The sequence below is a fragment of the Paenibacillus sp. 8b26 genome, assembly GCF_050626875.1.
Classification (GTDB): Bacteria; Bacillota; Bacilli; order Paenibacillales; family Paenibacillaceae; genus Paenibacillus.
In genome coordinates, this window is the sequence record NZ_CP192445.1 from 3678039 (window position 1) to 3691339 (window position 13301).

At 39.8% G+C, this 13301-nt stretch carries 12 protein-coding genes; 11 read left to right on the forward strand and 1 reads right to left on the reverse strand.

Features of this window, described 5'->3' with window-relative positions; all coding sequences use genetic code 11:
- Nucleotides 1-588 precede the first annotated feature (588 nt).
- The 3 genes from ACQ4MX_RS16920 to ACQ4MX_RS16930 all read left to right on the forward strand — a co-directional run bounded on the left by ACQ4MX_RS16920 (nt 589) and on the right by ACQ4MX_RS16930 (nt 1896).
- Nucleotides 589-828, forward strand: coding sequence for a sigma factor-like helix-turn-helix DNA-binding protein (locus ACQ4MX_RS16920; RefSeq protein ID WP_431091361.1), 240 nt, complete (start codon nt 589-591; stop codon nt 826-828).
- Nucleotides 780-995, forward strand: a complete 216-nt coding sequence (locus ACQ4MX_RS16925) for a helix-turn-helix domain-containing protein (RefSeq protein WP_223822163.1) — start codon at nt 780-782, stop codon at nt 993-995. Before ACQ4MX_RS16920 ends, ACQ4MX_RS16925 begins: the two co-directional genes overlap by 49 nt.
- Before the next feature lie 442 nt (nt 996-1437).
- Nucleotides 1438-1896, forward strand: coding sequence for a hypothetical protein (locus ACQ4MX_RS16930; RefSeq protein WP_431086141.1), 459 nt, complete (start codon nt 1438-1440; stop codon nt 1894-1896).
- Nucleotides 1897-1947: 51 nt separating this feature from the next.
- On the opposite strand, the gene ACQ4MX_RS16935 is transcribed toward ACQ4MX_RS16930, so the two are convergent.
- Complete coding sequence (locus ACQ4MX_RS16935) at nt 1948-2277, reverse strand: DUF4181 domain-containing protein (RefSeq protein ID WP_044644337.1); 330 nt, start codon at nt 2275-2277, stop codon at nt 1948-1950.
- Between the two features lie 662 nt (nt 2278-2939).
- On the opposite strand from ACQ4MX_RS16935, the gene ACQ4MX_RS16940 reads away from it, so the two are divergent.
- From ACQ4MX_RS16940 to ACQ4MX_RS16975, 8 genes are read left to right on the forward strand one after another with little or no spacing between them, the layout of a single operon-like run.
- Nucleotides 2940-3545 carry a hypothetical protein gene (locus ACQ4MX_RS16940; RefSeq protein WP_431086142.1) on the forward strand — a complete coding sequence of 202 codons (606 nt, stop codon included), beginning with the start codon at nt 2940-2942 and terminating at the stop codon, nt 3543-3545.
- Nucleotides 3529-4059 (forward strand): hypothetical protein, encoded by a 531-nt coding sequence (locus ACQ4MX_RS16945; protein ID WP_431086143.1) that lies wholly within the window; start codon nt 3529-3531, stop codon nt 4057-4059. Before ACQ4MX_RS16940 ends, ACQ4MX_RS16945 begins: the two co-directional genes overlap by 17 nt.
- Nucleotides 4056-4433 carry a DUF4280 domain-containing protein gene (locus tag ACQ4MX_RS16950; RefSeq protein WP_431086144.1) on the forward strand — a complete coding sequence of 126 codons (378 nt, stop codon included), beginning with the start codon at nt 4056-4058 and terminating at the stop codon, nt 4431-4433. Before ACQ4MX_RS16945 ends, ACQ4MX_RS16950 begins: the two co-directional genes overlap by 4 nt.
- 52 nt (nt 4434-4485) lie before the next feature.
- Nucleotides 4486-7332, forward strand: coding sequence for a contractile injection system protein, VgrG/Pvc8 family (locus ACQ4MX_RS16955; protein WP_431086146.1), 2847 nt, complete (start codon nt 4486-4488; stop codon nt 7330-7332).
- Between the two features lie 2 nt (nt 7333-7334).
- On the forward strand, nt 7335-8777 hold the full coding sequence (locus ACQ4MX_RS16960) for an NADase-type glycan-binding domain-containing protein (RefSeq protein ID WP_431091362.1): 1443 nt from the start codon (nt 7335-7337) through the stop codon (nt 8775-8777).
- A 25-nt stretch (nt 8778-8802) separates the two neighbouring features.
- On the forward strand, nt 8803-10176 hold the full coding sequence (locus ACQ4MX_RS16965) for an N-acetylglucosaminidase (protein ID WP_431086147.1): 1374 nt from the start codon (nt 8803-8805) through the stop codon (nt 10174-10176).
- A gap of 40 nt (nt 10177-10216) precedes the next feature.
- Entirely contained in the window at nt 10217-11269 is a 1053-nt protein-coding gene (locus ACQ4MX_RS16970; RefSeq protein WP_431086149.1) for a hypothetical protein, read from the forward strand.
- Nucleotides 11270-11289: 20 nt separating this feature from the next.
- The gene (locus ACQ4MX_RS16975; protein ID WP_431086151.1) at nt 11290-12999 is read left to right on the forward strand and encodes a DUF4163 domain-containing protein; all 1710 of its coding nucleotides are present in this window, start codon (nt 11290-11292) and stop codon (nt 12997-12999) included.
- Nucleotides 13000-13301 lie beyond the last annotated feature (302 nt).

Consider the following 13301-nt stretch of genomic DNA (forward strand, 5'->3'; position numbering starts at 1 on the left):
ACATATACGTAAGTTTAGAGTGACATTACTACCTATTAGCAAACATCCATGACATGAAAACCCGCGACGATATCCGTCACGGGTTTTTGTGCCCTTTTAGGCCATGTATGAGTAGAATCCAGCCTCTGCTTTAAGCAAATGCCGGAATGATCATACAATTGGGTAGCAGCAGACAGAGTGACTTCCCCCGCGTTTGTAAACTTCACCGCGTTGTCTACCAAATTGATCAGCATTCGCCGGATTTTAGCCTTGTTGGAGTCTAGCATGCATTATACGGGGTAGTACCAGCGAAGCTGTCACAACCCGCAAAGTAAAGTTTCTATGCCGAATGGAAAAAGCATAGAGTAATGGGGCTTGCAAATAGTTTCAAAAAACCACATAATGATATATTTTTTTCCATAGAAGGAATGCTCACTATTTTTAAGGTTGTTAAATGGAATTTGATATCTCCCTCCCTTATATACACGTATAAGAATATAAGAGAGGTAATTTTCGTTGGGCACCATTGAACATTGTAGACGCGAGCTTTATAGAATTGCTTGGCGAATGCAGTATCGGGAAAAACGTGATCGCAAACGTGAAGTTTCTATGGAATGCAGTCCTAACCTCTTTCGACCCTCTTTTTCGGATGAATCTGATAACAGAGTGATATTGCAATCTTATATTAATAAATTAGCGTGTGAAGCAAGCAAAAAAGTCATCTATGAAATTTACATAAACGACAAAACAGAAGCCCAGGTTGCCAGAGAACTTAAAATCAGTCAACAGGCGGTGAACAAATGGAAAAAGAAAGCACTCCGCGAATTATGTCAGATGATGAGTTTATGAAGTTAGTAAAACTTGCCCAAACCCAATCCGATGTAGAGGCCATGAATGCAATTTTTCAATATTTCGATCAAGATATTAAACGATTAAGCAAACTTTTCCGTATGCCAAAAGAGGATGCTATTCAGAGTATGAAAACCCAACTTCTTGAGCTTATCATGAAAAAATAAGATTCCTTTTATCGACAAGCTGTTTCTCGGAACTCTACCGGAAGCAGCTTATTTAGCTTTTTGCTTTGATACTCTTCAGTATAGGCTAAACAATTCAAAAGGCATTTTCTTTGTTCAAAAAAAAATTCATGGTTCAGTTGTGTAGTTACACTCCCCGACTCCTATATAAGTGTAGGGATAAATCGGACGAAGTACATGAATCTCAAAAGTTTATGTCTTCGCAGGTTGGTTGTAATTTACAGCCTTAAATCACCTACATAAGTGAAGGAGAATTGAAGACTGATATCAAAAGAATGTGGAGCCATTTGGATGTCAGCGACTCCATCAATTCAAGTTCATTCTCAACACACCTAATTCAATCAAACTAGGCTGCGGGGTACAGCTTAGTTTGATTCCTACCCTATCTCTTAATTAAATCTATTAAAATTGGAGGAATTTTATCATGGCTGATGTTCGTGAATATACTGAAAGAATTAGTGTTAGTGCCTCTGAACTTAACCTAATGGTTCGAGCACAACAAGTTACCGTGGATGCCGTTAAACGGAAAGAAAGCGAAAGCTGGATTAGAAAACAACTCAGTGCCATCGCTGGTGAAGCGACTACTGTATTTGCACTTGCCTTTGCTACAAGAACTGCTGCTGGTGTAGCATTGGGATTGGGTGCTCTTATAGCTGGCTCACTAGCGACTAACTATTTCCTCAACTCTATCACCGCTGGTCTGAACGGGACTTCGCGACACGCTAGCTGGTTTAATGTGAACACCAACAAATACAAACGTATTGAATTTGAAGCTGCTTTTGTAGAGTACTCCAACGCTGGAGGTACAACACATTACATCACTCAAGCTGGTCCTATTGACCGCATGCAACGGCTCGATGGAACTTGGATTTACGCTTCTTAATCATCAATAGTAGTACAACAAAAAAACCACACTAATTGTGCGGTTTTTTTGTTAAATTAAAACGTAAACAATTGTACCAACTACAGATATGGCCATCATCAATAGTGAAATAATATGTTTTTGTGAACTTCGAATATATTTCCATTGGAAGATAGATCGAACACCGAACACTAGAATAAGTAATACGCCAATCCAAACATATTTATAAGGTTCTTTAACAAAAAGAACTGACAAAATTACCACAATACCCCCAATCACAATGAACCACCTGTATGGGATAAAACCATCCGTGTCTGATATCTTCTCATCTGTTTTGCTGATAATTTTATCCAGAACAAATTGAATCACAGCTGCAATAAATAATACAAGAGCAAAACTCATTGGTATCACCTTCTTTTTCCATTTGTTCAACTATACTACACCAATCCAAATTTTTCATGCATCAATAAACATATGATCCAATCTTTTCCGGTTCGAGGCTTTCTTTTTTGTATCTCAAGGTCACGTCGCAGCTTGAACGAATCTTTATCAAACGATACAAAAAATTAGCATTTATGGGGTAGTACCAGCGAAGCTGTCACAGCCCGTAAAGTAAACCAGTGAAAAGTTCCGGTTTTTGTTGGTATCGGAACCATAGTTCTGCTTTGCACTCGTTATTCTGGTTCAACGTGGTTTCCAAGGCGCAATTTGAACCACGTAGCTGTCATGAAGTGCAAACATGTGGAAATTAATGGTAACTACTTTGCGGGTGGTGTCACGTTCGCTGTTACTGCCCCTATACATGATTATTTCATTGTAGACCGGGCTTTCTACTTCAATTTACCTATTCGCTTGCGCAAACCTTCATTTCGTAGGTCTAGTGAGGAGGTTTTTTGAGAGGTATAGGGTATACGAATACATATTTATGAAATTATTAAATGATTTTTTTGGTTTTTTATACATTCGTTTGCAATCTCATCATATGAAAAAAGTGTAATTAAATAGGATAATAGGACCAGTAATATCATGTAAATATTCTATATAATAGGTTTAGAGGTGGGATTATGAATAGACTGGAAGCACTAGAACACTTTCAAAAGACCTATGCAGAAGATGTGCTGAATCAGAAATTACACCAAGTAATGTCTTTGTATGAGCAAAGAAAAGACGAGCTCATCTTATCTTTTATTCAATCCTTTCAATTGATCTGCCTGCAAGCCAATTCTACAGAAGTGGCCAAGACAAGGATTGGATACATTACCTATTCAATGAGGCGCACGTATCTGATGGATCGAAACTATAACTATGTCATCGAAGCCTATGATAAAAATTGGTTCTTTGATCCTCAACCTTGTGATGGAGCCTATGATGCAGGCTGGGCATTCAGCTTTTTAGCAGAACTGGAGGATGAATTGAATCAGCTCCGAAAACCCTATATGAATAAGGTTATTCAGCCTGATGTTGAGCGCTTTGCACTTCAGGTTGCGGAGAAATTTCATGAATATGTTTTGAGATTAGCTAAGGAAGCTATTCCATTGGCCATACAAACACCGGAATTCAGGGCTTTGAGGTGCGAAGATGATTTGGAAGTAAGAATAGGAGAGTATAAAGGAATCAGTGAGGCGGTGTATTCAGCAGCATATGGAATATTACATGATTCAACAAGATGATTGTATTACAGATTATATGTATCCGGTAGAGATAAATCGCAAGCAGCTATGGGAATGGGCGAAAAGCTTATCCGTCGCTGATGAAGAGTCTATTTTGCAATTTTATGTTTCTGGTGATGCGGACTATATTGATTTTATAGAGCATCCTGTATCTTTAGTTTCTGAACAGCTAAAGGATATCTTTGATATATATCAAACAGGATTAATTTGGAAGTTGGTTGTTTTTGCCGATATTCAGCGGATGCAGCAAACGAGGTATTGGCTGGCTAGTCCGCCTAGCCTGACGTGTTTATCACCACGTAGTGAATATCATAGAGACGGTACACTGAAGAAAATCATTCTAGATGAATATGCAGTGGAGAATCATAAGATATTCAGGATTCAGAATGCCAATCATCATATCATTGTGGATCTTGATGTGGCTGAATGTATTTTAAAGTTCAACTTGGCAGGCTTGAAATTACAAAAGGTCGATACAGAGGGGCCATCTATACAAAGGAGAGTCCAAGAATGAGTGAGAGCTATGTAGTGGATGGAGCACAGATACAGTGTAACTATGGAAGTCATTCAGGAAGATTTAGTGTTTCAGCTAACAGGGGGATTAGCATTGGTGATAAATTACAGGGGAATATTCAAGATTTTCACCCACAGACTCATATCCCTTCATTCGGAATGTGCCGCAGTATGCATAATCCTGCAGTTTCTTCTGCTAACAAAGGTAATTCCGGAAAAATCATTCCGCAGCCCTGCAAACCGAGCGTTTCTATGCCTTGGTTGAATGGAAAGAAGGATGTATACGTAGATCAATCTCCGGCTCTTATGAGCTGCTCCACTAATTTATGCATGTGGTGTGGAAAAATTTCATTCACGACAGACGGGCAGGAATAGCTACTGATTGTAAGAAGTGACATCATATGTTAAGACAAATGGAGGGAGTAAGATGGGACTGGCAGGAACTGTGCTGACGTATGGAAACATTAGGGTGAATGCACCGTATGAAATTGTCCGGCTGCTGGACTTTGAATTGACGCAGAGGGTGAATGAGCACGGCAAGGTGTACATCACTGCTCTCATACCGGATGAGTATCATGCTAAGTATGATGGTTTAGCACATGATGAGGATGTGCTGGAGGTATATGAGACGGATGAAGATCGAGGGATGGTTAGTATTTTTAAGGGAATAGTCACCAATATTAGCATTGGATTCAAAAATGGCGTATATCACATGTACATAGAGGCTGCCTCTTTTACATATTTGATGGATCAACAACGGAAAAACCGTTCGTTTCAAAACAGCAGCTTGACGTATTACCAATTGTTCCGCGAACTCATAGATGCTTATCCACACGGGGATTTTATTGACCTGACTGACAGCGATAAAAAGCTGGACGGCTTTACTATTCAGTATGGGGAGAGTGATTGGGAGTTTTTAAAAAGAATGGCCTCTCATCTGCAAACTGGACTGATTGCCGAGATTACATCCGTGTTCCCGAGACTATGGTTAGGCACCTCAAAAGAACAGGTGAAAGGTGAACTGCGTAGCATTAACTTTTCCCTCCAAAAAACAAAGTCAGGTCCCCAGTATACATATGCTGAAGTGGAGGATACGAAACGTTTTGAACTTGGAGATGTCGTCGTGTTTCAACGAAAGCATTGGGTAATCGATCAGATTCATGCAGAGATGAAGCAAGGTCTTATGACATATGACTACTTTCTCGTTCCGGAAGCAGGCATTCCAAGGGAGGTTATATATAATCAACTCATACAAGGTTCCTCCATTGAAGGGAAAGTCATTGATTTAGATGGTGAAGGAGAGTCGGTTAAACTTCACTTGTCCGTGGATTCTTTGCAGTCCAAAGCTGGGGGTTGCTGGTTTTCTTACCCCACCTTGTATACCGGTGGTGGAATCGGTTGGCACTGCATGCCCGAGCTTGGGGATCATGTCCATTTATATTTTCCGTCCCACAAAGAGCAGGAAGCTCGCGTGGTTCAATCCCTGCGTAAGAGAGACTACAAAGGAGATGAAATCAGCAAGCCAGCAAGGAAGCTGTTTCATACCAAAACTCAAAAAGTGGCGAGATTCGATGATAAAGAAGTAGCTCTCTCCACCCAGAAAGAAAAGATACTTGTACGCTTAAATCCTGCTTCTGGTATTCACGTATATAGTCATCACGATCTTACCTTTCACGCCGATACAGACTTGGTGCTGCATGGCAAAAAGGTACAGATGACCGCTACTCGCGAAATATCCCTGACGTGCAAAACCAGCTATATCCGAACTGATGGATCGCTTCATATCAAGGCCAGTAAGCTCATAAAAAATCAGGTGCCTGATGCAGAACTGAAAGCCTATAAATCCCTAATTCAAGAATTGAAGGGGAAGGGATATCCGCAATGGGTGCAAGATTTGCTGCTTCAATTTAAAAAGGACTATTACAAAGCCGTGGCAGCAGGTGACAAAAAGGGGGCCAAGGAAGCAGCAGCCAAGGCCAAGCAATTGCGCCAGCAGGTGGCAGAAATAGATCGTATGCCTGCCTGGGCAAGAGCGCAAATGCATGAATACACGTCCCAGTGGTGGGAAGCGTACGGCGCAAATGACAAGGCCAAGCAAAAGCAGATGCATCTTTTCGCGAACCAACTGCGTGACAATGTGCTGATCAACGAGCTGATTCGTGGGCATTCTGCCAGCTCCTATCTCGATGCGAACCGGTTAGAGGAGCTGTCCGGACAATACGCTGATGCGGCTCATAAGCTGACCGTTGCCGATCAAAAGGCTATTGCTAAGGAAGCAGCTGCCCTGCGGAGTAAGTATGGCGTGAACAGTCTGCTTGCCAGAGAAAACTTGAACAAGCTTGCCAAGAAATATCCAGACAGCTTCTCGTACAAGCTACCAACTACGGGTGATTGGGATAAGGAGCTTAATGCCGCTTTGCAGGATTTTGCGAAAAAGTACGGCTTGGAGAACAAAGGTTATGTTCGCGATGTACTCGCAGTGTACCTGCATCAAGTAGCCAATGGCATTCTTCCATGGCCTAAGGTTAATAAGGCTACAACGCCGACTGCCCCAACAACGAAAACGGAACCAGGCAAGAAGACGCCGACTACTCCTGAAAAACCGACGAAGGAGGAGCCGAAGCCACTTGATCCTGAGGATTATAAAGATGGATTGGTAGCGGTGAAAAAGATTGAGAGGTATATAAGTAGTAAGGGTTTAAAAGGAAATCAGGCTCGAGCTCTGTACAGAATAAATGATTACACAAATAACAGCATTATTCAAAAGAAGCTGTCTTCGAACCGCAAGTCACCACTCGTGTTCTTCTTTGAAGGAGATGGTTCTTATAGTCATAAACAAGAAGATCACCCGGAAGGTCGATATGGAGCTATGTCAATTGTGGTGATAGACGGCGAAATTAAGTATACAAGCAAAAACGCTAGTACGCTTCCTGATTATGAGAGCAAGGATAAAACGGTTAAAGATGGAGTGTATGAGTTTGTAGGGGGGTTGCATCGGGGTTCTTATCCTGCTTTGCGTATCCGGGATGGTGCAGCAGTTCCAGCAACCAAAGGAAGTCAAAAAAAGGATTGCACAGCAGAAGGAGTAAATATACACAAGGGCTACAATAATGATACTAAAGGTAGACCGACTTCGACAGCTTGTATTACGGTCCATAAAGACGAGTATGTAAGATTTCTGAGTTCAGTAGGTGTGGTAAAGAACTCGTTGGATGAAAAACCCAATTATGTAAAAGGGCTAGCTATTCTTGATCGGAAGGATAGATCAAAGTGAAGATGATAAGAAATATATTATTCATTCTTTTTTTAATCGTGTTGTCAGCATGTAATGCTTCTCAAAAAGACCCCGCATCCTTTTCTTCGAAAACGGTAGGTGTGGCTTCAGAAGTGGTGGAATCATCTAATAAAAATAATAAAACGGAGCTTGCTAAAGAGAATGAAAAGAAAGAATGGGCTTTAACAGTAGAAGAAGGCAAAGAAGACCCTGCAACATATTTAGTTCAGCTGGAAGGGGCAAAAGTTGAACGGTTCTTAAGTGCCGAGAAACTGATTAGTTTTCTACAGCCGAAGGAGGATAAAGAGAAATATCGAGATTCTTATGTAGATGTAGGGAGAATCCAAGAAGATGGGAGTCAAATCGCATTCGAATTAGATTTATTTGAAGAAGCGAAATTAATAATACAGATCTATGATTTGGATTCGGGTAACAAAGTAAATGAATTTAAGCTGCCTTATAACCACCCAGTGATTTCTCCTGATTTAACGAAGTTTTTATATGAGGATAAAGATAAAGCATATATCTATGATACGTTGACTAATCAGTCAACAGCTATTCAATTAGATAAACGTTTTATAGATATAGCTGATATTAAACAAGGAAAATTTTCTCCGGACGGTACTCAGTTTTCTTTTACTGACAGCCAGCAGAACATTATCGTATTTGATATATCAACTCTTAAAATGATAAAAAAAATCCATATAGATTCTGGCATGGCGATGGTCAATCAATGGGCTCAAAAGAATCAGTTAATCTATTCTATTGACTCCATGTCTGGAAATAAAACGTACCTGTTAAATTTAAGTAGTGGAGCAACGCGCTTTTTAGGGGGAAATATGGAGCGGCCCTTAATGTCTCGTGATGGGTCAGAGCTATGGTTTGAAAAGGTGGACTCGCCGTCCAACTATAAACTAAATATAAATACAGGTTTAGAAAGTAAAGCCGCATCCATCACTACAGTTAATGGAAATATGGCAATGCCTGTGCAATGGTTTTATACCGCTAATGACTTTTCCAAATATGATAGTGAAATAAAAGTGCATCAAATTAAAGCTTCATCTACTCTATCAAGTGAAGGTAGTCAGTCTTATGATGTCAAAAATCTGGTGGATGGAGATACATCTACTGCATGGTGTGAAGGCGTGAAAGGTAATGGGGAGAGGGAGACTATATTGTTAGATCTGGGGTCATTAACGAGGGTAAGGGGTATCGAAATGATTAACGGATATGCTAAATCTGAAAAAACTTATCGGGAGAATAACAGAGTTCAGAAGCTAAAACTGGAATTCACGGATGGTTCCTCTCTAGAAATGAATGATTTTAATACACTTAAAAAATTTAAAGAACCTATTAATACTTCATTTATTAAACTTACTATTTTATCAGTTGAACGTGGAACGAAATATCAGGATACATGTATTTCCGATGTACGGCTTTTCTAGCATTCTTACAAAAGGGAGATAGCCTATGAAGTGGAAAGAACCAACGTTTGGTGCAACACCTATGTTGAAAGCTTTAACAACCGCTAATGCGCATAGGAAAGCAAAGGCTTTTGACCTGGTGGCAGAACAGAAAAAACAAAAACTGAATTATCCTGACTGGGCCCAAACCTGGATGCGTAAATACAAAGAGGATTGGTATATCGCTAAAGCAAACGGCGACGAGGTCGGTATGCGTAAAGCGCAAAAGCTGGCAGAGGGACTTCGAAGCAAGTTACGTGAAATGGCCACGTTCCCCAAGTGGGCTCAAGAGCAGATGCAAAAAGAAACCGTTCGTTGGATGAACGCTGAGGCAAGCGGGAACATCAGAGAAAAGTTAGCTGCTGAGAAAGCGGGACGAGCCATACGAGAGAAGTTGGGTCTGATTGATACGAGCACTAAAGAACCACCAAAAGAACCAGTTACCAACAAATCGAAGGATGATCCTAAAACTGAACAAGCAGCTCCTGATAAGTCAGAAAATGATAGCTTTGAAGCTGAGCTTGCTAAATTCCCGGAATCATACAGGCCAGCGCTATTAAAATTACACAGGCAGCATCCTTCTTGGCGTTTTATAGCAGAAGAAACTAATGTAGATTTTAATAGTTTTCTCAAGGCAGAAATGAAAAATGGGCTGGTATGTACCGAAGTAAGCAAATATGGATATTCACCGCCTTGGAGAGACCCTAAGTTCAAATATGATAGAGGATATAATGCTGCTTCTCCTAAGGCAGTTTCATACTTTTTAGATCCGCGTAATTTTTTGACCGAGTCTCGTGTATTTCAATTTTTGTCGGGAAAATATGATAAGAACACCCAAAATAAAGAGGCAGTTAATAAAGTGCTAAGCAAAAGTTTAGCTAATAAAGGAGATGTATTTCTAAAGGCAGGTGGCAATGAAGCGAGTGCAGTATTTTTAGCAGCAAAAGCCATGGTTGAATCAGGAGGCGGAACTTCAACTTTAGGAAAGGGACAGGTTCCGGGATATATCGGATGGTACAATATGTATGGCATTGGCGCAAACGATGGGAGTGCGCTCAAAAATGGTGCAAAAAAGGCTAAGTCAGAGAACTGGAATTCCGTCGATAGTGCAATAATCGGCGGAGGTAAATGGATTTATAGAAATTATATTCAAACAGGGCAAGATACGCTTTATAGCTTAAAGTGGAATGTAAATTCCTTTAGGAACAATGGAACTGTTAGTAAGCAGTATGCCACGAATATTATGGATGCTTATGGGAAATCGGATCGTTTTTCCAAGGGTCTTAAAACCGTAGATGCACCTCTTACCTTTAGAATACCCGTATATAAGAATATGCCTGCAACTGCTTGTCCTGAACCTACACAGGCTTCATCAAGATAATCAAGTTATTTAAAATAGGCATTTTGAAAGAAGGGAAAGTGTGGTTAATAAGAAGTTATTTGTACTTGTTTTAGTTATTTTAATTCTTAGTGGTTGTGGTGTGAATAAAGAGGCCGAGGTAAAAAGTATCGCTCCTAAATCATCTACACCAACAATTGTTAGTCCTGAGATAGTGGAAGATTCTGAAAAACCTACTATGCAAGATTCTAACGCATTAGATCAGTTTATAAAAAAAATCCAACCCCAAAATGAGCAGCTTCAAAAAGTATTAAAAGAAGATTTGGACCATGATGGAAAGCCGGAATATGTGCTTGCTTTTGGATTAGAAAAAGAGGAGATTTACAACATATTTGTAGTCCGGGAGGATGATGGCTATCACATCATTGATAAACTAGAGGACCCGGTTATAGTTGTACATCTAAATACAGATGTGAAAATCATGAAGCTGGATCAAACAGATCAAAAATTTATCGTTGTATATTCTATAGGCGACGGAGGGGCTTACTCAGAGGGATTCTCCATATATGCCTTGGAAAATAATCATATCAAGAGTATAAATTCTGATTTTCCTAATGCTACTGGACAAGGAATTCGAACGTTAAAAGATACCGATCATGACGGTGTATTTGAAAGTGTAGATTATTATGAGTTTAGCGATACTCAGGAGCATACCATCGTGGTCTATCAAAAATATGATGGAACAGGACCTGAAAAAAAGGAGATTCTATATAAAAATAAAAGTAAAAAGTTTGTATATCCAAGCGATCCTAAGGCTGTGATACTGAATTACTTGGAAGTTGATTATCTTATGAAGTGGTTTGATTTACCTTTTCCTGAAATGGACCAGCTCACTGATCCGGCAGCAAGGCAAACATATGATTTTGAAGATGTTATTGATTTTTCCGGTTTAGCCTATTTATCGTACTGGGGACTGGACCTGAGTTATGAAGAGATAAGCGGCGATGAGAACCGAAAAATATATTTGGTAAAAGGTAATTCAGAAGAAGAGAAAACAAACAAAGAAATTACGTTTACATTGGAAAAACAGTCAGGTAAGTGGAAGATTATGAGTGTAGAGATGAACGATAAATAGTAGAAAGTGTGATATCCAGCATGAATTACTTGAAGTACGGGCGAATTTGTTGCGTTCTGTTATTACTAATTTCCTGTGTAGTAATGAACGGATGTACGAAGGGACAGGATTCTCCAACAACAGAAACAAATCATACGCTTTCTCTCCCAAATGACGCTAAAACGATTTCCTATTCGAAAAAATTGGATGCGTTAGTTCAAAAACTTCGTATAATCAACAATGAGAATATGGATTCTGATGTCAGACAATACAAGATTGAGGAGTTCACACAGGAACTTAATTTGTTATTAAACGAACCAGAAAGTGTAGAGATGAGGGATGGAGAATTAGTAGAAAAATTTGATAACAATCTTACTATCTTAACAAAATCGTTTCAGTTAAAAAGTGGGCAGCTCAACGTTAGAGTTGTGAATTATAGAGCACCCAATACGCTGACAGGTACAATCGGAGATAAATACACATTTATTCAGTGGTGGAGCACGAAGCAGCTTGTACACGCCCAGATGATTGGGGATGGCGAGCCAGAATTGGCTACAGATTTTGTGGTTCGAGATTCAGAGCACGGAATACAGTTGTTGTTAGGGGGACATGTTTCAATATATCATCCATACCCTGTATTTGTTGCTTTATGGGAGTTATCTGGGCAGAAGTGGACGCAGAAAAGCATAGTGGTGGGTAAGATGAAGCTCCCGGATTCGTGGGAATTGAACAAGGATGTGGATGAGCTTATTCTAGAAAATAGGCAACATGATAGCATGAGTATTGAAGTTTTAGACCACGGTAATGGTTTCTTAATAAACAGTGATGATTCTGAACAGAACATTATCATTGAGTTCTCTAAAAGTGGAGAAGTCCGTATTGATTCTGAACATAGCATCACCTCAAATACTCATATTGAACAGCAAAGCTATGAACTCATTCAAGAGAAATATTCGGAAAATGGGATCATTGTTAAATATCCTCAAATTACAAAACTCAAGGATGCTGAAAAGCAAAAGTCTTTAAACCAAATTCTTAAGAACGAAGTTTTAAAAGGATTACATGAATACGGAGATTCTGGTTCTGGAGTTCATCTCGAAATTGATTATGAGACTAAACGACAAAGTGAACGGTTCTTGAGTGTTCAATATACGGGTATTCGTTATGTGAAGGACGCAGCCTATCCTAATCATATTTTCTATACGACCAACTTGGATATGAACCAGGCTTCAAGATTAAGATTGAGTGATCTGGTGAAGATCGAGAAACCTTTTATAGAGCTTTTAAAAAATGGGAAAATTACAGCTGTACAACCGGAGCAAAAAGGCTTAATCGGTGATTTTACTCAAGATGAGTTAAATCAATGGTTAACAAGCGCAGATGTACCGGAAGGTTCAGCCGAGGAGTCAGAATTAGATACGTTTAGTTATCTTACAAGTGATTCATTGGGAGTGAGTATACCCGTGGCTCATGCAGTAGGGGACCATGCAGAGTATGAGATTCGTTTTGCGCAAATTCCAGATGGTATTAAGCAAAATAAGGAATTATGGCAAGAACTAAACCCTGTTGTTGATCAGTCCGCTACCGTTGTTAACGGGGGGGAATTGGATACCGACCAATTTAACATTGATGAGCAGCAGTCCTTTGAAACCAGTTTTGAAGGATGGGGGCATGTCAAGTTTGTTTCGACTGTTGGAATGATCGAGGAAGCCCGAGGAAATTATTTCTTTTTGTTAGATGAGCAAGGTTAAATTCTATACTCGTTCCCTGAATTTTATGGAAATAACTGGTCTGGAGAGGATGGGCTAGCAGCAGTAGCTTTTAAGGACGTGAATAAAGATGGGCTAAAAGACGTCATTATTATCGCTTCGTTGACGCGGGAGCAGGGCCAAGTATATCAGATCCTTTTCCCATTGCAGGCATATATTTTCAGAAGAAAAATAAAACCTTTACCACACTCCCTGCACTGGATCAGGCCATCAACGATAAAGGACATAATCAAACCATTAAAGATGTCATTCAATATGTAAGTAAACAACGGATAAACGTAAAC

Excerpts from the sequence above, each read along its gene's own strand:
- ACQ4MX_RS16920 (WP_431091361.1), top strand. The coding sequence starts at position 589 with ATGGAATGCAGTCCTAACCTCTTTCGACCCTCTTTTTCGGATGAATCT.
- ACQ4MX_RS16925 (WP_223822163.1), top strand. The coding sequence starts at position 780 with ATGGAAAAAGAAAGCACTCCGCGAATTATGTCAGATGATGAGTTTATG.
- ACQ4MX_RS16930 (WP_431086141.1), top strand. The coding sequence starts at position 1,438 with ATGGCTGATGTTCGTGAATATACTGAAAGAATTAGTGTTAGTGCCTCT.
- ACQ4MX_RS16935 (WP_044644337.1), bottom strand. The coding sequence starts at position 2,277 with ATGAGTTTTGCTCTTGTATTATTTATTGCAGCTGTGATTCAATTTGTT.
- ACQ4MX_RS16940 (WP_431086142.1), top strand. The coding sequence starts at position 2,940 with ATGAATAGACTGGAAGCACTAGAACACTTTCAAAAGACCTATGCAGAA.
- ACQ4MX_RS16945 (WP_431086143.1), top strand. The coding sequence starts at position 3,529 with ATGATTCAACAAGATGATTGTATTACAGATTATATGTATCCGGTAGAG.
- ACQ4MX_RS16950 (WP_431086144.1), top strand. The coding sequence starts at position 4,056 with ATGAGTGAGAGCTATGTAGTGGATGGAGCACAGATACAGTGTAACTAT.
- ACQ4MX_RS16955 (WP_431086146.1), top strand. The coding sequence starts at position 4,486 with ATGGGACTGGCAGGAACTGTGCTGACGTATGGAAACATTAGGGTGAAT.
- ACQ4MX_RS16960 (WP_431091362.1), top strand. The coding sequence starts at position 7,335 with ATGATAAGAAATATATTATTCATTCTTTTTTTAATCGTGTTGTCAGCA.
- ACQ4MX_RS16965 (WP_431086147.1), top strand. The coding sequence starts at position 8,803 with ATGAAGTGGAAAGAACCAACGTTTGGTGCAACACCTATGTTGAAAGCT.
- ACQ4MX_RS16975 (WP_431086151.1), top strand. The coding sequence starts at position 11,290 with ATGAATTACTTGAAGTACGGGCGAATTTGTTGCGTTCTGTTATTACTA.